Source organism: Devosia polycyclovorans (assembly GCF_042181575.1).
GTDB classification, from domain to species: Bacteria; Pseudomonadota; Alphaproteobacteria; order Rhizobiales; family Devosiaceae; genus Devosia; species Devosia polycyclovorans.
Genome location: NZ_CP170082.1, coordinates 2,581,002 through 2,598,792, shown reverse-complemented (window position 1 = coordinate 2,598,792; position 17,791 = coordinate 2,581,002). Strand labels below are relative to the sequence as shown.

The 17,791-nt window shown below is 61.7% G+C and carries 16 protein-coding genes; 15 read left to right on the top strand and 1 reads right to left on the bottom strand.

Annotated elements, in window-relative coordinates; translation table 11 throughout:
- Window positions 1-85 precede the first annotated feature (85 nt).
- The 11 genes from ACE4RL_RS12975 (at window position 86) to ACE4RL_RS12925 (ending at window position 12,441) form a co-directional block, all read left to right on the top strand.
- Window positions 86-1,234, top strand: coding sequence for a deoxyguanosinetriphosphate triphosphohydrolase (locus tag ACE4RL_RS12975; protein WP_375597544.1), 1,149 nt, complete (start codon window positions 86-88; stop codon window positions 1,232-1,234).
- Window positions 1,235-1,321: 87 nt separating this feature from the next.
- Window positions 1,322-3,067, top strand: coding sequence for an arginine--tRNA ligase (gene argS / locus ACE4RL_RS12970; protein ID WP_375597543.1), 1,746 nt, complete (start codon window positions 1,322-1,324; stop codon window positions 3,065-3,067).
- 73 nt (window positions 3,068-3,140) lie between these two features.
- Entirely contained in the window at window positions 3,141-5,186 is a 2,046-nt protein-coding gene (locus ACE4RL_RS12965; RefSeq protein ID WP_375597542.1) for an SPOR domain-containing protein, read from the top strand.
- Between the two features lie 72 nt (window positions 5,187-5,258).
- Window positions 5,259-6,044, top strand: coding sequence for a segregation and condensation protein A (locus ACE4RL_RS12960; RefSeq protein ID WP_375597541.1), 786 nt, complete (start codon window positions 5,259-5,261; stop codon window positions 6,042-6,044).
- Window positions 6,041-6,712, top strand: coding sequence for an SMC-Scp complex subunit ScpB (gene scpB / locus ACE4RL_RS12955; RefSeq protein ID WP_375597540.1), 672 nt, complete (start codon window positions 6,041-6,043; stop codon window positions 6,710-6,712). Before ACE4RL_RS12960 ends, scpB begins: the two co-directional genes overlap by 4 nt.
- Window positions 6,713-6,832: 120 nt before the next feature.
- Window positions 6,833-7,051, top strand: a complete 219-nt coding sequence (locus tag ACE4RL_RS12950; protein ID WP_104894486.1) for a twin-arginine translocase TatA/TatE family subunit — start codon at window positions 6,833-6,835, stop codon at window positions 7,049-7,051.
- A 60-nt stretch (window positions 7,052-7,111) separates the two neighbouring features.
- Window positions 7,112-7,909: a Sec-independent protein translocase protein TatB gene (gene tatB, locus ACE4RL_RS12945; protein WP_375597539.1), complete on the top strand. Its 798-nt coding sequence runs from the start codon at window positions 7,112-7,114 to the stop codon at window positions 7,907-7,909.
- Window positions 7,910-8,743, top strand: coding sequence for a twin-arginine translocase subunit TatC (gene tatC, locus ACE4RL_RS12940; protein ID WP_375597538.1), 834 nt, complete (start codon window positions 7,910-7,912; stop codon window positions 8,741-8,743).
- Between the two features lie 117 nt (window positions 8,744-8,860).
- Window positions 8,861-10,189, top strand: coding sequence for a serine--tRNA ligase (serS, locus tag ACE4RL_RS12935; RefSeq protein WP_375597537.1), 1,329 nt, complete (start codon window positions 8,861-8,863; stop codon window positions 10,187-10,189).
- Complete coding sequence (gene surE / locus ACE4RL_RS12930) at window positions 10,190-10,963, top strand: 5'/3'-nucleotidase SurE (protein ID WP_375597536.1); 774 nt, start codon at window positions 10,190-10,192, stop codon at window positions 10,961-10,963.
- A gap of 188 nt (window positions 10,964-11,151) precedes the next feature.
- Window positions 11,152-12,441 (top strand): peptidoglycan DD-metalloendopeptidase family protein, encoded by a 1,290-nt coding sequence (locus ACE4RL_RS12925; protein WP_375597535.1) that lies wholly within the window; start codon window positions 11,152-11,154, stop codon window positions 12,439-12,441.
- A 66-nt stretch (window positions 12,442-12,507) separates the two neighbouring features.
- Here the strand turns inward: ACE4RL_RS12925 and ACE4RL_RS12920 are convergent, their stop codons facing one another.
- Window positions 12,508-13,371, bottom strand: coding sequence for an ATP-binding protein (locus ACE4RL_RS12920; protein WP_375597534.1), 864 nt, complete (start codon window positions 13,369-13,371; stop codon window positions 12,508-12,510).
- A gap of 200 nt (window positions 13,372-13,571) precedes the next feature.
- Between ACE4RL_RS12920 and yajC the strand changes: the two genes are divergently transcribed.
- The 4 genes from yajC (at window position 13,572) to ACE4RL_RS12900 (ending at window position 17,791) form a co-directional block, all read left to right on the top strand.
- Window positions 13,572-13,919 (top strand): preprotein translocase subunit YajC, encoded by a 348-nt coding sequence (gene yajC / locus ACE4RL_RS12915; protein WP_375597533.1) that lies wholly within the window; start codon window positions 13,572-13,574, stop codon window positions 13,917-13,919.
- 63 nt (window positions 13,920-13,982) lie between these two features.
- Entirely contained in the window at window positions 13,983-16,550 is a 2,568-nt protein-coding gene (gene secD / locus ACE4RL_RS12910; RefSeq protein ID WP_375597532.1) for a protein translocase subunit SecD, read from the top strand.
- 6 nt (window positions 16,551-16,556) lie between these two features.
- Entirely contained in the window at window positions 16,557-16,946 is a 390-nt protein-coding gene (locus ACE4RL_RS12905; RefSeq protein WP_375597531.1) for an Mth938-like domain-containing protein, read from the top strand.
- Window positions 16,946-17,791, top strand: coding sequence for a phytoene/squalene synthase family protein (locus ACE4RL_RS12900; protein ID WP_375597530.1), 846 nt, complete (start codon window positions 16,946-16,948; stop codon window positions 17,789-17,791). Before ACE4RL_RS12905 ends, ACE4RL_RS12900 begins: the two co-directional genes overlap by 1 nt.

Genomic DNA, 17,791 nt, shown 5'->3' with positions numbered 1-17,791 from the left:
ATTTCCCGGGGTCAGTCGTAATGTCATAACGCTCGCCATAAGATAGGCGTTCAAGGCGCTGTTGCAAAGGCCCGGAAGAGACCAGATGAGACACACAGCCCCCTATGCCAGCAGGTCATCCCAGTCCCTCGGTCGGTTGTTCGGCACCGGCGCCAGCCCGACGCGTTCGGAATATCAGCGTGATCGCGACCGCATCATCCACTCGACCGCATTTCGACGGCTGCAGCACAAGACCCAGGTCTTTCTGGCGCATGAGGGTCGGCACTTCCGCAACCGGCTGACCCATACGCTGGAAGTCAGCCAGATCGCGCGTTCCATCGCCCGCGCGCTGCATCTGGACGAGGATCTCGCCGAAGCCATCGCTCTCAGCCATGATCTGGGCCACACGCCTTTCGGTCACGCCGGTGAGCGTGCTCTTGACCGCGCCATGCAGCCCTTCGGCGGATTCGACCACAATGTGCAGGCGCTAAGGGTCGTGACTCTCCTGGAAAATCGCTATGCCGAACACGATGGCCTCAACCTTACCTGGGAGACGCTGGAAGGCATTCTCAAGCATAACGGGCCGCTGCCGCATTTGGTGGACCTCGTCGAAATTCCCGCTCCTGCCGATCTGCGGGTCGCCACCTATGCAAGTCTCGAGGCGCAGGTCGCCGCCATTGCCGACGATATCGCCTATAATGCACACGACATTGACGACGCGCTGCGCGCCAACCTTGTGACGTTACAAGATTTCATCGGTGTCCCAATGGCCGGGCCGATCGTTGAGGAAGTGCTGGAGCGCTATCCCGATATCGCCACCAAACGCCAGACGCATGAAGTCCAGCGCCGGATGATCACGCGAGCGGTTGAAAATGTCATCGCCACCGGTTTGGAGAACATTTCGGCGGCCGGCGTCAATTCACCCGAGGATGTTCGGCTGGCAGGGCGCACCCTGGTTCAGTTCTCACCCACCATGGCCAGCGACGAAAAGGCTTTGAAATCCTTTCTCTTTGCGCGCGTCTACCGCCACGAGGACGTGATGGTACCGGTCCGTGAAAGTGAGGCCGTGGTCGAGCGGCTCTTTTCGTCCTACATGGCGAACGCGGACATGCCGGGCCGCTGGGGCGAGGCGGGCAGGGCGGTGGACGGAGCGGACCGAGCACGTATCGTCGCTGATTTCATTGCCGGGATGACCGATCCCTATGCCCTGGACGAGCACCAGCGCCTGTTTGACGCTCGACCGGATTTCCGTTAACCCGGCGCCACAGGAGCGTTTCCCGCGAAAAGTGTTTTCACTCTCCAGTGGGGAACGTGACCAGAACAGTCTCCCCACAGGTTTGACATGGACATTTTCGCCCTCTTCACCACCCGGGTCATCGAGGCCCTGCGCGCCGACTATCCCGAGCTCGACAAAGAGCTGCTGACGCGCGTCGTGGTGGAGCCGCCGCGAGACCCTGCCCATGGGGACCTCAGCACCAATGCGGCCATGGTTGTTGCCAAGCCACTGGGCAAAAACCCGCGCGAGGTCGCGGCGGGACTGGTGGAACGGTTCAAATCCGCTCAGGACGTCACATCCGTTGAAGTGGCCGGTCCCGGCTTCATAAATTTCCGGCTTGCCGACTCGATCTGGCATCAGGTCCTGAAGGCCGTCGGCGCTCAGGGCGAGAATTATGGCCGTACGGACCTGGGCAAGGGCGAGCGGGTGAATGTCGAATTTGTTTCGGCCAACCCCACGGGTCCCATGCATGTCGGCCATACGCGCGGCGCCGTCTTTGGCGACGCGCTTGCGTCGCTGATGGCCTGGTCGGGCTATGACGTTACCCGCGAATATTACATCAACGATACCGGCGGCCAGACCATCATCCTGGGCGAGTCGGCCCTTCTTCGTTATCGCGAGGCACTGGGCGAAACCATCGAGATTCCGCCCGGCTTTTATCCCGGAGACTATCTGATCCCCGTGGGCAAGGCGCTCGCCGCTGAATACGGCAAGTCGCTGCTGGACATGCCCGAGCAGGAAGCCGTGCTGATCGCGCGCGAGGCCGCGCTCGCCGCCATGATGGAACTGGTCAAGGCGGATCTCGCCCAGCTCAATATTCATCACGACGTGTTCTTCTCCGAGCGCACACTGCACGGGCAGGGTGGTGATATCCAGACCACGCTGGACTGGCTGCGGGAGGAAGGCATGGTCTATGAAGGGCGGCTGGAGCCGCCCAAGGGCAAGACGCCAGAGGATTGGGAAGACCGCGAACAAACCCTGTTCCGCGCCACTGACTATGGCGACGACACGGATCGCGCCCTGGTCAAGTCCGATGGCTCCTACACCTATTTTGCGGCCGACATAGCCTATCACCGCAATAAATATCTTCGCGGCTTCAAGCACATGATCAACGTGTTGGGCGCCGATCATTCCGGCTACGTCAAGCGTCTGCAGGCAGCCGTGAAGGCCGTCTCCAACGGCGAGGCGGATATTGACGTGCGCATCTGCCAGCTCGTTCGTCTGCTCAAGAACGGCGAGCCATTCAAGATGTCCAAGCGTTCGGGTGACCTGGTGACGCTGGCCGACGTCGTTGAGGAAGTGGGCGCCGATGCGACCCGCTTCATGCTGCTCTTCCGGCGCAACGACGCGTCGATGGATTTCGATTTCGCGCTGGTCAAGGAACAGACCCGCGACAATCCCGTCTTCTACGTGCAATACGCACACGCCCGGGCCTGCTCGATTTTCCGCACCGCTGAGCGCGACATGCCCGAACTCGATGTTTCACCGGCGGCGCTGGCAGGCGCCGAACTCGGACTTCTGGGCAGCGCTGCGGACATCGAACTGATCCGCCTTCTGGGCGCCTGGCCGCGTACAGTTGCCGCGGCAACGATCGCGCATGAGCCGCACCGGATTGCGTTTTATGTGCACGAGCTCTCGGCGGCCTTGCATGGGTTCTGGGCCAAGGGCAAGGATGATCCGCAGTTACGATTTGTTAACCAATCGAGCCCGAAGTTGACCCTTGCTCGACTCGCACTCGTGGACGCCGTTCGCCAGGTAATTCGCAACGGCCTTGGGATTTTGGGGGTCTCTGCGCCTGAAGAGCTTTCATAATTCGGGCGCATTAGTGTGAAAATACGCGGCAAAATCCTTGACAGGACATTCCGCATTCTAGGGGCGCTGCCACATGACGTCAGCGAAACCGCATTCGATGGCCGCACAGACTGAAGCACCGGACGACCTTATAGCCGAACTGGCGCGCCTCATGGCCGATGAGGCACGGAACGACCAGTCCGAACCAAAGGTCGAGCCCGCTCCGTTACGCATTCCCGGTGCCCCCCAGCCCGATCCGGCGCCGCCCCGAGCGGAAACCCGGTCCGCGCCAAAGCCCGTCCGTATTCCCGGCGGCGAAAACGACGCGCCCGTGACGGCGGAGCCGTTCAACTTCGATTTTAGCTTCGCGCCGAACAAAGTAGAGGCCGGTCCGACCTCCCCAATTTCAGCCGACCCGATCGAACCCACACCGGAGCCCGCCACAATGGAGCCGCCGGAACAGGACCCGCCGGCTCAGGACATGGCGCCGCTCGACCAGGACAGTCTAGCCGACCTGATCGCGGCCGAACTCGCTTCCGATCTTCCCGCGCCCAAGGCAACCGAGCCATCAACCCCGCCCGCATCTGAACTCGAGAGCTCAGCTAAAGGTGAAGACAGCTTCGGCATGCCCCCGATCTTCGGCTTGGGCAGCAATTCCACATCGGCACCGCCTGCCAAAGAGGACGCACCGGCGCCAAAGCCTTCACCGGCCGCCGCCGCTCCGGCAACCGAGCGCGCCACAGAGGCGAAATTCGAACCGCTCGACCCTCTCGACGAAATCGAGCGCCTCGTAGGCCCGGCCCTACGTGCGTCCGCGCCCCAGCCAGCCCCTGCCAGCCCCGCACTGCGCAGCCTTGCGACGCCGACCATTGCCGTTCCAACACCGGCCAGGGCTGAGCGCGTAGAATCGGTCAAGCCGCAGCCCCAAGCCCCGGCTGCCGCCGATAAGGGCGCAGGTTTGACCTCCGTCGACGAGGCCATTCTTGCCGCTGCGGCGGCGACCGGCGCCCACGTCGAATGGGTCAATGCCGGCGGCGGCGCCGACATTCCAGGCGAAACCGACGCTTTGGCTGAACCTCAACGGTCTCCGCGCCGCATCAATCGTGCGCTTGCCGGTCCACTGATGGCCGTTGGCCTGCTCGCAATTGCTGGCGTCGGGCTATATTGGGTCCTGGGGCAGAGCGGCGCGCCCAGCGGACCTGCGCCGCTGGTGGTTGCCGACACGAGCCCCACCAAGGAGATCCCTGAAGTCGAGCCGACCGAGACGGCACCACAATCTGTGGTGTTCAACGAGATTTCCGGTGCCGATACGGCCGAAGGCGAGCAGCTTGTTTCCCGTGATCAGGCCGACACAGAAGCTGTCGTCGCTGCCAGCAGCAGCACGCCCGCCAATGCCGGCATTCTGGCCGATGCAGGTTCGACCACCGTCGACCCCAATCAGGATGGCCTGGTAAACCGCAAGGTGCGCACCGTCACCGTGCGACCCGATGGCACCATTGTCAGCGGTGATGATAGCCTTGCTGGCTCCGCCATTCTGCCCGTCGATCGGCCGGATGTTCCCGAAGTACCAGGCGCCGACTTCTCGACGCCCGAACTGGTCGCCAGCGTGCAAGCCGGCAACGCAACGCCCGCCGCTGTGGAAGCACCCGCTGCGGATACTGCCACAACTGCCGCGCCCGCCGCTGAACCCGGCACCGATATCGCGGTTGTCGATGCCACCGGCAGCGCTGTTCCTGGCGTCACGACCCGTATGCCGATGGAGCGGCCGACCGATTTTGCGTCCATTGCGTCGGCCGCCATTGCTGCCGCCAATGCCAATCCCCCCCCCGTTGCCCCGGCTCCTGCGGCGACCCCCTCCGTGGCGCAGCAACCTGCCGCCACGGCCCCAGCCGGCGGTTCGGCCGCGGCCTATGTACAGTTGGCGTCGCAGCGCAGCGAAGAGGCCGCGCGACAGTCTGCGCAGGCCATCGCAACCCGGTACGGCGTGTTATTCGGTGGCGCCAATCTGGAGATCCAGCGCGTGGACCTGGGCGAGCGCGGCATTTACTACCGCGTCCTCGTGCCGGCAGCATCGCGTGACAGCGCGTCCAATATCTGCACCAATGTCAAGGCGGCCGGCGGCGATTGCCTGCTGCTCTGACGGCGCCTTGCTTGACGCGTCACGCGGCGGCGGACAAGGATGGCGCGTGATCGCCATCCGCACGGACAGTCCATGACCCAGGCCGAAACCAACTGGTTCGACGCTCCAACGCAACCGGCCACCGAGGATGTGCTGCATGTCGATGTGGACGGCTATGAAGGCCCGCTGGATCTGCTTCTCGATCTAGCCAGGCGTCAGAAGGTCGACCTCTCCGGCATTTCCATCCTGGCGCTTGCCGAGCAATACCTCAGCTTCATTGACAAGGTGCGCGAGCGTCGCATCGAGGTCGCCGCCGACTATCTCGTCATGGCGGCTTGGCTGGCCTATCTCAAGAGCCGCCTGATGGTGCCCCAGGCAGCCGGAGACGAGGAGCCGAGCGGCGAAATGCTCGCCGCCATGCTGCAGTTCCGGCTCAAACGCCTGGAAGCCATGCGCACTGCCGCCAACCGGCTGATGAATCGGCCGCGCCTGGGTTTCCAGATTTACCCTCGTGGAGCACCCGAGCCGATGGAGATCGCCAGGCGCTCAATCTGGGAAGCCAGTCTCTATGACTTGCTCAAGGCCTATTCGAGCCAGCGGGAGCGGGGGATTTCCACCGATTATGCGCCACGCTTGCGGACCGTGTGGTCTTTGCAGGACGCCCGCGACATTCTGCAGCGCCTGATCGGTGATCGTCGGGAATGGGTGTCGTTGGACGCCTATCTGGTTGACTATCTCTCGACCCCCGCCGAACGCGCCACAGTCCGCGCCTCGACTTTTGCATCCAGCCTCGAACTCGTGCGGCAGGGCCAGATCGATATTCGGCAGACCGAGACCTTCGGGCCTCTGTTCATGCGACGCCGGAGTGACGCGCAGTGAGCGACCCGACCGTGACCGACCAGACCGGCGAAGTCCTCCGCCGCCATTTGCGCATCCTTGAAGCGCTGCTCTTTGCCTCTGATCAGCCTCTGCGGCCGTCAGATCTCGCGCCCTATCTGGGCGTTGGGGCGGATGTTCAGGGTCTGTTGCTTCGGCTGCAGGAAACCTATGCCGACCGTGGCGTCAATCTCGTGCGCCGGGGAGAGGGGTGGGCATTTCGCACAGCCGAGGATCTGGGTTTCCTGCTGCGGCGTGAGGAGCATGAAACGCGACCGCTCTCGCGCGCGGCGCTCGAAACGCTGTCCATCATTGCCTATCACCAGCCGGCGACCCGTGCCGAAATCGAAGAAGTGCGCGGCGTCGCAACCGGCAAGGGCACGCTCGATCTCTTGATGGAGGCCGGCTGGGTCCGCATGCGCGGCCGACGCCGTACGCCTGGTCGACCGGTCACCTATGGAACGACGGATGCCTTCCTGGACCATTTCGGTCTCGAAAGCCTTACGGACCTGCCCGGGCTCGACGAACTCAAGGGCGCAGGCCTCTTGTCGGCCCGTCTCCCGCCCGACCTGCAGATTCCTTTGCCGCTTGACGGCGACCTGCGGGACGATGAAGACCCGCTCGATCCGTCCGATCTGGGTGATGCGGAGCCGGAAGACGAGGAAACTTGACCGTCAATTGCCGTTTGCGGGGCACAGAAGGCAACACGTTCTTGTGTTCAGGTGCATTTGAACCTATTTCTCGGTCTATCTATCGCGTGTAACGCGTAACAGAGTTCTAGGGAGACCATTATGCACGCGCCGTCTATTTGGGGCATTCTCGTTGTTGCCGTCGTCGTTATCCTGCTTTTCGGCCGCGGGAAGATTTCCGGCATGATGGGTGAGGTTGCTTCGGGCATCAAAGCCTTTCAGAAGGGGATGAAGGACGACGACAAGCCTGCTGAGCGTCTGCATGCCGATGCGCCAAGCACCGTCGATGCCAAGGAAGTGGACAAGAGCAAGGACGCTTAAGCGAACTGTATTGTCCCATCCCACGTGTGGCGGCTCGGCCGTCCTCCGGAGACTGAATAAATGCTCGGCCTAGGCTGGACAGAGATGCTGGTGATCGGCGTTGTCGCGCTGATATTCATCGGCCCGAAAGACCTGCCCGTAGTGATGGGCAGAGTTGGCAAGGTCATTGGTCAGGTCCAGCGCATGGGCCGAGAGTTCCAGCGGGAGATCAACAGGTCGACCGGGCTGGACGAAGTGCGCAATCTGCGCACTTCGATCACCTCGCCGCTCAAGCAAACCGCCGACGAGATTCGCAAGGATTTCAACAGTATCGGCAAGGATGGCAAGGAGAGCCCGAGCGGGGTCATCAAGCCGACCGATCCTAGCAAGGAAAGTGTCGTCGAAGCCATTCAGCAACAGGCCGGCATGGCACCTGCAAAAAAATCCGCCAACGAAATGGCGGCTGAATACGGTTTCTCCCCCACCAAGGCCGAACCGGTCAAAGCACCCCCCCGCGCAACCAAGGCTGCAGCCAGCAAGGGTGCCACAAGCAAGTCATCCCGGTCGAAGACCGCGGCGGGTACCAAGGCCACTACCAGCAAGGCCACTACCAGCAAGGCCACTACCAGCAAGACCACTGCCAGCAAGCCCGCAGCCGAAAAATCTCCTGCGAAGAAGTTTGATGCGCAGACGGCCTCTGCCGAGGCATCCGCGCCCAAGGCCCGCGCCGCCAGAAGCCCCGCGGCCAAGGCCACGAAGCCGGCCTCGGCAAGGACCTCGGCCAAAGCCGCCGGAAAACCTGCTGAAAATACCGACAAGCCCGCCAAGTCGCGCGCACCGCGCAAGAAGCCTGCTGAAGCGGCCGGAAAGACAGAATAAATGGCCGAGACGCAGACCAAGCTTGAGGACAAGAGCAAACCCGAAGTCGAGGACGAACTGGCGGGCAGCGAAGCGCCACTGCTTGAGCACCTGGTCGAGTTGCGCAAGCGCCTCATCCGCGCCGCCATCGCCGTGGTCGCGCTGATGGTGGTGTGCTTCATCTTTGCCGGGCAGATCTTCGACCTGCTGCTCAACCCTTATCGCTCCATCTATCCGAATCCCGGTGATATGGAACTGATCTACACTGCGCCGCAGGAATTCTTCTTCACACAGCTCAATCTGTCGCTGTTCGGCGCGATTTTCCTCGGCTTTCCCTATGTCGCTACGCAAATTTACGGCTTCGTTGCACCAGGCCTCTACAAGCACGAACGCAAGGCGCTGATTCCTTACCTCGTCGCCACGCCGCTCTTCTTCCTTCTTGGTGCGGCTATGGTGTATTTCGTCGTCCTGCCCTTGGCGCTGGGCTTTTTCGCTGGCATGCAGACCGACGAAATCAAGCTGTTGGCGCGGGTGTCCGAATATCTTGGTCTGGCCACGACGCTGATCCTCGCCTTCGGTATCTGTTTCCAACTGCCCGTTGTCTTGACGCTTCTGGCCCAGATCGATCTGGTCAATGTGGATATGCTCAGGAAGGGCCGTCGCTACGCCATTGTGGGCATTCTGGCGCTTGCTGCTTTGGTATCGCCGCCCGATCCGATCTCTCAGATCGGCCTTGCCATGCCGATGTATGCTCTCTACGAACTCGCTATCCTGTCTGTCCGCTACGTGCAGAAGCGGCGCGAGGAGGCAATCGCCAAGCAGGATGCCGAGCTGTCTGGCTCATCCTCCGAATAGCTGCGCTCGGTATCGGGCGCAGTTATCCTGTGCCCGAAGCGCTCGCAGGCGTGTTCCGGGCTCGTCACCCAAGGCCTGCGCTAGCGATGAAGAGGCGGGCAGGGCCCGTAAGCAGCAATGTTCGATATCAAGTGGATCAGAGACAACCCTGACGCTTTCGACGCGGCCATGAGCCAGCGCAAGAACGTGTCGGTGCGGTCCTCCGATCTCATCGCGATAGACGAGCGCCGCCGCGCCATCATCGTCCGTCTCAACGAAGCCCAGGAAAAGCGCAACAGCCTCTCCAAGCAGATCGGCCAGGCCAAGGCCCAGAAGGACGAGGCCAAGGCTCAGGCGCTGATGGCCGAGGTCGCTGCGCTCAAGGAGTTCATCCCCACTGGTGAGGCCGAAGAACGTGCGGTGGAAAAGGAACTGCGCGACATCCTCTCGGCCATCCCCAATATGGCGCTCGAGGATGTGCCCTTTGGCGAGGATGAAGCCGGCAACGTCGAATATTTCGGCGCCAACGGTACTCCGGAAACAGCAGCGAAGGCGCGCCCGGCCAAGCCGAGCTTCACCTTCGCGCCCAAAGAGCACTTCGAAGTCGGCATTGCCGAAAAGGACATGGACTTCGAAATCGCGGCAAAACTTTCGGGCAGCCGCTTCGTGGTTTTGAAAGGTCAGATCGCCCGCCTTGAACGCGCCCTCGGCCAGTTCATGCTTGATCTGCACACCACGGAACACGGCTATCTCGAGGTCCAGCCGCCTGTCCTCGTGCGCGACGATGCATTGTTCGGCACAGGTCAGCTCCCCAAATTTGAAGAAGATCTGTTCTTTACCCCGCACGGCGAAAGCCGGTTGGCTCTAATCCCCACCGCCGAAGTGCCCATGACTAACTTCGTCCGAGAATCCATCCTCGCCGAAGAAGAACTCCCCCTGCGCTTTACTGCGCTGACCCCCTGCTTCCGCTCCGAGGCCGGCTCGGCCGGGCGCGATACCCGTGGCATGCTGCGCCAGCACCAGTTCGACAAGGTCGAGCTGGTCTCCATCACCACGCCCGAAGAATCGATCAACGAGCACGAGCGCATGCTCGCCTGCGCCGAAACCGTGCTGCAGCGCCTTGGCCTGCATTATCGGGTGATGATGCTCTGCACCGGCGACATGGGCTTTGGCGCCCGCAAGACCTATGACCTCGAAGTCTGGTTGCCGGGTCAGGACACTTATCGCGAAATCTCCTCGGTCTCGGTGTGCGGTGATTTCCAGGCCCGCCGCATGGATGCCCGTTATCGCCCATCTGGCGAGAAGCAGGCCCCGCGCTATGTCCACACCCTCAACGGCTCCGGTACGGCTGTCGGGCGCTGTCTGATTGCCGTACTGGAGAATTACCAGCAGGAAGATGGCTCGGTGCTCATCCCCGAGGCCTTGCAGCCCTATATGGGCGGGTTGACCTCCATCGGCGGCAAGTAAATGAGCCTTCGCATCCTCATCACCAATGACGATGGCGTGGATGCGCCGGGCATCGCCATCATGGTCGATATTGCCCACGCAATTTCAGACGACGTCTGGATCGTGGCCCCGGACGGCAACCAATCAGGGGCAGGGCACCGCTTCACCTTTGGTCGCGAACTGTCGTTCGAGGCCAGGGGCCCGCGGCGCTTTGCCATTACCGGCGGCTCGCCTGCCGATTGCGTGGTCGCCGGCATGACCCACATTCTGGGCGACAGGCCGGCCGACCTGGTGCTTTCGGGCGTCAATGCCGGTCAGAACCTGGGCGATATCGTCAATTGCTCCGGCACCGCCGCTGGTGCCCGTGAGGGCGTGTTGCAGGGCGCCATCGGCATCGCCATGAGCCAGTCCATGGACTACGAAGTCTCGCACAAGCCGGATTGGGCCAATGCCCGACGTTATGGCGCTGAAGTGGTGTCGGCCATTCTGGCAGCCCATGCTGGCGACGACGTCTTCTACAACGTCAACTTCCCCTTCTGCGCCACCGAAGAGGTGGTTGGCTTGACCGCTGTCGCCCATCAGCGCTTTTCGCGTTCGCCCATTCGCTACTATCCCAGCGACAATGAGGGCCAGTTCTTCATGGCCATTCCCGAAACGCCGCAACCGCTCGATCCGTCAGCCGACTTCGAGGTCTTGCGCCGGGGCAAGGCCATCACGGTGACGCCGTTCGCACTACAGCAGACCCATCGCGGCGCGCTCGAACGCCTGGGCAGCCTCTCCCTGAACGGCCAATAGCGGCGTAGCGCCGAATTTCATCCATCTTGGGGGTTCTGGCTGTATTTGGCCGCCTCTGATCTTAACCTTACCTACCTCTGAATCCTCCCGACACGATTTCGCTCAAATCGCATCGGCCTTAAACTCGTCTTTACCTTACCGGCGTAGCGTCAAGCTTAGTTGTTGAGTACCTGCGTACGAGTAAGCCGATGAGTAATCGCGTGTTTTCGCGGACCCATAGAAGTGCGGTCGCCGTTGCCGGTGTAGTGGTTGCCGCCGTTGGATTGTCCGGCTGTTCGAGCCTCGGGGGTCGCAGTTTCAGCGACAACACCGTCACTGGCTCGGTTGCGCAGTCGACCCCGGCCACCCTCAATCAGCCCATGCCCCCGACCCTTGGTGCACCCCAGCCGGTGCAGGTTGCCAGCATGGAATTTCTGCCGCCGGCCAATGTCGGCGCTTCCTGGACAGGGGGCAATTCGCTCCCGCCAGCGCCGGTCAATAATGGCTTCATGCAGCCATCCGGCGCGACCTCACCAATCGGCGCTTCGGCCTCGACGGTGCAGACCCAGGCCCTACCTGCATTGAGTTCGTCGTCATCTATGGGAAATACGCAAGCCATGCCCGCTCAGCAAAGCCTTGCCCCGCTGCCGGCCGCTCCTGCCGCCGTCGCCAGGGGCACACCCTCGTCCAGCGCCCTGCCGGTCAATTCCAGCGTTCCGGTCCAGGCCGCCGCGGCCAATGCCAATGCCTATACCCACACCATCGTGGGTGGCGAGTCGCTCTACACCATTGCCCGCAAATATGACGTGACCACCCAGGCCATCGTCCATGCCAATGGCCTGAGTTCACCCGACAAGATCGTCGTCGGCCAGAAAGTCATCATCCCGGGTCGTTCTGATCTGGTGGGTAACGCGCCCGTGCAGTTTGCCAGTGCAAATCCACAGGGTGCCGCGCCGGCGCTCCCTGCGGCCCGCCCCGCTGGCCTCGCAGCGAGCGGCACGCAGCAACAAGTGGCAGCGCCTGCCGCTACGCCTGCCATCGCTCCGTCCGCGGCGGCTCCCGCCGGCGCTGAGGTAACGCAGGTCGCAACCGTACCCACCACACCCGTTCCGGCCGCCGAGCCGGTCGCTTCCGGCGAAAAATTCCGCTGGCCGGTCTCCGGCCGCGTAATCACAGATTTCGCGGCTTCGCGCGGCACCGGCATCAATATCGATGTCCCGGAAGGCTCTGCCGTCAAGGCTGCCGAGAACGGCACAGTCATCTATGTCGGTTCCGGCGTCGAGGGTTACGGCAATCTCGTTTTGATCCGCCACCCCAACGGCTACGTCTCGGCCTATGCCCATCTCGCCTCGATGAGTGTTGCCAAGGGGGCGGTGGTCAACCGAGGCGATACCATCGGCGCGGTGGGACAAACCGGTTCGGTCTCCAAACCGCAGCTTCATTTCGAACTGCGCAAAGGCGCAACCCCGGTCGATCCGGTTCCGCTGCTCGCGAGCTAGACGACGACACGGACCTCCAGAATGAAAAAAGGCCGGGAGTGGTGCTCCGGCCTTTTTTGTTAGGGCCTAGACTGCTTTGCCCTCTTCGCCAGCCAGCGTGCGCACAAGTTGTATGGCAACGCGGCCCGAGCGCGCCCCGCGTGTGGCGGCCCATTCAATCGCCCGCGCCCGGAGAGTCTCGGCGTCAATGGCGAGCCCATAGTAGTTTGCGTACCCCGAGACCATGGCTAGGTAGGTCTCTTGATCCGAATTGTGAAACCCGAGCCACAAGCCGAATCGATCTGAGAGCGAAACCTTCTCCTCAACGGCTTCACTCGGGTTGATTGCTGTCGAACGCTCGTTCTCGATCATGTCGCGCGGCATCAAGTGCCGTCGGTTCGAGGTGGCATAGAACAGGACATTGTCGGGCCGCCCCTCCAGTCCACCATCAAGGATGGTCTTCAGGGATTTGTAGCTGGTTTCACCGCTATCAAAGCTGAGATCGTCGCAGAAGACGATGAATCGGGCCGGCTGACTGGCAATAGCGCGCATGAGCTGTGGCAGTGACTCGAGGTCTTCCCGCGCAATCTCGATGAGGATCAGCCGCTCAAAACCATCGCGGGCGCATATGTCCGCATGTATTGCCTTGACCAGCGACGACTTGCCCATGCCCCGGGCGCCCCAGAGCAGGGCATTGTTGGCACCGTGTCCACGGGCAAATTGCTCTGTATTGGCCAGGAGAATGTCACGAACCTGATCAATGCCTTTTAGCATGGTTAGCGGCACGCGACTGACATTGGGCACCGGCAGGAGCTGTCCGCCCTCGCCCTGCCAGTGGTAGGCGCTGGCCTCGCCCAGCTCAAAAGGTTCGATGCCCTCGTTTCGCGACACGACGGTCGCAATGGTCTCCAGCGCTATAGCGATTCTGCCCAGATAGTCCTTAGTCTTCACCCTGCCGTCCTTCAGCTTTGACGCGGCAATCCGCGCGCCCTTATTGGCTTTGCAATACGCCGACCCCAAATGTATAGTCCGCGCGATTTTGGCCGGGGCGCAAGTGCAGGCAAGCCCGATTGCGTCCACCGCCTGTCGACACAGGACCGGGCCGCCCCTTCCTCCAACGCAGAAAAAAGAATCGATAAGGAGTTCGCTTGATGTTTGTAACGCCCGCCTATGCCCAGGACGCGGTAGGAGCCCCCGGAGGCATGGCTGACATCTTCATCCAGCTCATGCCGATTGCCCTACTGGTGCTGATCTTCTGGTTGCTGATCTTCCGTCCGCAGCAGAAGCGTCTCAAGGCTCAGCAGGCCATGCTCTCGGCCATCCGCCGTGGTGATACCGTCGTCACTACTGGTGGTATCGTCGGCAAGGTGACCAAGGCCGTCGAGGGTGAAGACCTCGAGGTTGAGGTGGCGCAGGGCGTCAAGGTCAAGGTCGTGCGCGGCATGGTTGCCGACGTGCGCTCCAAGTCCGAACCGGTCAACGACAACAAGCCGGCTTAATTTCGGCATAGTCTGCTCGCCGGGGCCTACGGGCTCCGGCTTTTGCTTTCAGGACGTCATTCCATGCAGTTTTCGCCCATCCGTACCATTGTCATGTTCGCCATCATCGTGTTCGGCGTGCTGTTTGCGCTGCCGAGCATGCTGCCACAGTCGGCGCGCGACGCGCTGCCCGATTGGCTGCCGAGCGAGACAGTGGTCTTGGGGCTGGATCTGCAGGGCGGTTCGCATCTTCTGTTGCAGGTCAACGAGGAGAGCATAGTTTCCGAACGTCTTGCCGATTTGCGCCGCGATGCGCGCAGCATTCTGGCAAACGATAACGGCATCGGGAACATCATCACCACCGATCAGGCGACGAACTCGATTACCATCGAGTTGATGGACGCCAGCCAGCAGGACACGGCCCTTGCGGCCCTTGAGGGCTTGCAGAACACGGTCGGCGGACAGGTGTTCTCCGGCGTCGGTGGCACCAATGAGATCGCTATTGCACCCAGCGGGAACAACCTGATCACGGTTAGGCTTACTCCCGAAGGTATCGAGCAGCGTATGTCGAGCCTTGTGGCGCAGTCCATTGAGGTCGTGCGCAATCGCATCGATGAATTGGGCACCACTGAGCCGACCATCCAGCGCCAGGGCACCAATCGGCTTCTGGTTCAGGTTCCTGGATTTGGCGATTCCACCCGTCTCAAGAATATCATTTCCCAGACAGCGCGCCTGACGTTTCATATGGTCTATCCGGGCATGACCGCCGATCAGGCTGAGGCTCAGGGGCTGCCTCCGGGCACCATGATCCTGCCAAGCCAGGACGGCTCACGAGAGCTGCTCTACGAAGACATTGCATTGGGTGGTGAGTCACTGGTCGATGCCCAGCCGGCCTATGATCAGCAGCGCAGTATCCCCGTTGTCAGTTTCAGGTTCGATACCCGTGGGGCGATTACCTTCGGCGAAATCACCTCTGCCAATGTTGGCCAGCGCTTCGCCATTGTGCTTGACAATCAGGTCATCACGGCCCCGGTAATTCAGCAACCAATCACCGGCGGTTCCGGTCAGATCAGCGGTAGCTTCACCACGGCGTCGGCCAACGATCTCGCAGTGCTGCTGCGTGGCGGCGCGCTCCCAGCAAGCCTCGATATCGTGGAGGAGCGTTCGGTCAGCGCCGGGCTTGGAGCGGACTCCATCCGCGCCGGTGTAACCGCTGGCATCATCGGCGCCATTGCGGTTGTCCTGTTCATGGTCATTGCCTATGGCTTGTTTGGCGTCTTTGCCAACATTGCGGTGATCATCAACGTGGCACTCATACTGGGCGCATTGTCCATGTTGGGGGCCACACTCACCTTGCCTGGCATTGCCGGTATCGTGCTGACCATAGGCATGGCAGTGGACGCCAATGTGCTCATCTTTGAGCGCATACGCGAGGAGATGGCGGCGGGCCGCAGCAAGATTGCTGCCATCGAGGCCGGCTTCCAGCGCGCCATGGCCACAATTCTTGACGCGAACATCACGACACTCATCGCGGCTGTAGTGCTGTTCTATCTTGGCTCTGGCCCGGTGCAGGGCTTTGCTGTTACGCTGGCCATCGGTATTCTGACTACGCTATTCACGGCCTATCTCGTGACCCTGTTCATCGTCGGCCGCTGGTACAAGTGGGCGCGCCCCAAGACACTGCGTATCCAATTGTTGCGGATCATTCCTGATGGAACCAAGATCCAGTTCATGGCCATCCGGAAATATGTGCTCGCCTTCTCGATCATCGCCTCTATCCTGTCACTCGGCTGGTTCGGCATCCACGGTTTGAACCTTGGTATCGATTTCCGCGGCGGCTCTTCCATGGAAATCCAGGCCAGTGACGGGGTGGCCGAACCCGGTGAGATCCGCGAGGCCCTCTCGCAACTCGGGCTTGGAGATGTCCAGGTGCAGGGCTTTGGTGAGGCTGACAGCCTGCTGGTGCGCGTCCAGACCCAGGATGGAGGCGCCTCTGCCCAGCAGGCGGCCGTTGACCAGATTCGCCAGGCAATTGAGGCCCTGGACTACACCATGCGGGGCACCGAGACGGTCGGCCCGACAGTGTCCAGCGAATTGGCACTGACTGGTGCAATAGGCCTGGGCGTGGCCCTGCTGGGCATCCTGGTCTATCTCTGGTTCCGCTTCGAGTGGCAGTTTGCTGTCGGTGCAATCATCTCGACGGCGCACGACGTCATACTGACGATTGGCCTATTCGCTTTTGTCGGGCTCGAGTTCAACGCGTCCAGCATCGCGGCGATCCTGACGATTGTTGGCTACTCGCTGAACGATACGGTCGTGGTCTATGACCGAATCCGCGAGTACCGCATGAAGTACAAGAAGGTGGCCCTGGCTGAGATCATTGACATCGCCATCAACTCTACCTTGCCGCGCACCATCCTGACGGGCACCACAACCTTTCTCGCGCTCATGGCCCTGGTGGTGTTTGGTGGCGAAGTCATTCGCAGCTTCACTATCTCTATGGCCTGGGGTGTGCTGGTTGGCACCTATTCGTCCATCTTCATCGCTGCACCCATCCTGATCTATCTCGGCCTGACCTCGCGAGCGGATCAGGTCGATGATGACAAGGGAGCCGCCGACGCCGTGCAGCCCTCGGATCATACGGTAGGCTGACGCGAAATGAGTGAGGAGCACACCGGCCGCTTTCCCAGCCAGGTGGGCATAGATGCCTATGGCAATGGCGGATTCCGCTTTGCCGATATGTCGCACAAGGGATCCTTGCTCTGTCTGCCTGACGGTATGCAGGGCTGGGAGGTTCAATCGATTGACGACCTGACCCTTGAGAGCCTCCGGCCGGTCTTGGCGCAGGCGGATAAGCTCGATGTTCTATTGATTGGCTTGGGCACAGACATTGCGGTTATTGATCCGGTCATTCGCCAGTCCTTTCGTGACAACAAGATCATCATAGAAGCGACGCAGACCGGTGGTGCTGTGCGGACCTACAATGTTCTGCTGGCTGAGGAGCGGGCCGTGGGCGCGGCGCTCATCGCCGTGGAGAAGGCCCGCTGATGATGGGGGAGAGCTTCGAGTTCGCCGCGCAGGCCCTGCGCCAGAGTGATCGTGACCGGTACCTCGCTACCCTGGTGCTGCCAGCAGCGGCGCGTCCGGGCATCACGGCCCTTTATGCCTTCAATAGCGATGTTGCCTCCGTACGGGACCGCGTGTCCGGTCCGCAGCCGGGCGAAATTCGCCTGCAGTGGTGGAGCGATGCCCTGGACGGGAAGGGGCACGGTGCTGTTCGTCAAAACCCTCTGGCCGATGCTCTGCTCGAATCCGTCGAACGCTACCAGCTGCCGACCGGAACATTACTGCGATTGATTGGTGCTCGCCGCTTTGATCTCTATGACGACCCGATGCCCGATCTCGATACATTTGAAGGGTACGCAGGAGAGACCGCCTCGACCCTTCTGCAGCTTGCAGCGATGATCCTGAATAAAGGCGAGCCGGTAGAATCGGGTGATGCCGCCGGTCACCTGGGGGTTGCCCAGGCAATGATTGGTCACCTGCGCGCCTTTGGTCTTGTGTCGTCACAAGGTCGAATCATGCTCCCTTGGGCCATTCTTGAGGCCAATGGCGTGCAGGAGCACGAGGTTTTCGCCGGTCGAGAGAACGAAGGGCTTCACGCGGCCCTGAGCCAGGTCGCCGAAATGGCTCGCGACCATCTGGTCAAGGCACGGGTGGCGATCACGGAATTGTCGCCTGCACTGCGCCCAGCCTTTGCAGCCGTCTCCGTCCTGGATGCGCAACTCGCCCTGTGGTCCTCGCGCCAGACCGATATGTTCGGACCGCCGGAGGACGAACCCGATTGGCGCAAGATCGCTCGGTTGGCCTGGTGGACCTGGCGAAACGGGTAG

What these genes read in the sequence shown, in the direction of transcription:
- argS (WP_375597543.1), top strand. Translation starts at nt 1,322, where the DNA reads ATGGACATTTTCGCCCTCTTCACCACCCGGGTCATCGAGGCCCTGCGC.
- tatC (WP_375597538.1), top strand. Translation starts at nt 7,910, where the DNA reads ATGGCCGAGACGCAGACCAAGCTTGAGGACAAGAGCAAACCCGAAGTC.
- tatB (WP_375597539.1), top strand. Translation starts at nt 7,112, where the DNA reads ATGCTCGGCCTAGGCTGGACAGAGATGCTGGTGATCGGCGTTGTCGCG.
- ACE4RL_RS12975 (WP_375597544.1), top strand. Translation starts at nt 86, where the DNA reads ATGAGACACACAGCCCCCTATGCCAGCAGGTCATCCCAGTCCCTCGGT.
- ACE4RL_RS12965 (WP_375597542.1), top strand. Translation starts at nt 3,141, where the DNA reads ATGACGTCAGCGAAACCGCATTCGATGGCCGCACAGACTGAAGCACCG.
- surE (WP_375597536.1), top strand. Translation starts at nt 10,190, where the DNA reads ATGAGCCTTCGCATCCTCATCACCAATGACGATGGCGTGGATGCGCCG.
- ACE4RL_RS12900 (WP_375597530.1), top strand. Translation starts at nt 16,946, where the DNA reads ATGATGGGGGAGAGCTTCGAGTTCGCCGCGCAGGCCCTGCGCCAGAGT.
- secD (WP_375597532.1), top strand. Translation starts at nt 13,983, where the DNA reads ATGCAGTTTTCGCCCATCCGTACCATTGTCATGTTCGCCATCATCGTG.
- ACE4RL_RS12925 (WP_375597535.1), top strand. Translation starts at nt 11,152, where the DNA reads ATGAGTAATCGCGTGTTTTCGCGGACCCATAGAAGTGCGGTCGCCGTT.
- ACE4RL_RS12960 (WP_375597541.1), top strand. Translation starts at nt 5,259, where the DNA reads ATGACCCAGGCCGAAACCAACTGGTTCGACGCTCCAACGCAACCGGCC.
- ACE4RL_RS12950 (WP_104894486.1), top strand. Translation starts at nt 6,833, where the DNA reads ATGCACGCGCCGTCTATTTGGGGCATTCTCGTTGTTGCCGTCGTCGTT.
- yajC (WP_375597533.1), top strand. Translation starts at nt 13,572, where the DNA reads ATGTTTGTAACGCCCGCCTATGCCCAGGACGCGGTAGGAGCCCCCGGA.
- ACE4RL_RS12905 (WP_375597531.1), top strand. Translation starts at nt 16,557, where the DNA reads ATGAGTGAGGAGCACACCGGCCGCTTTCCCAGCCAGGTGGGCATAGAT.
- serS (WP_375597537.1), top strand. Translation starts at nt 8,861, where the DNA reads ATGTTCGATATCAAGTGGATCAGAGACAACCCTGACGCTTTCGACGCG.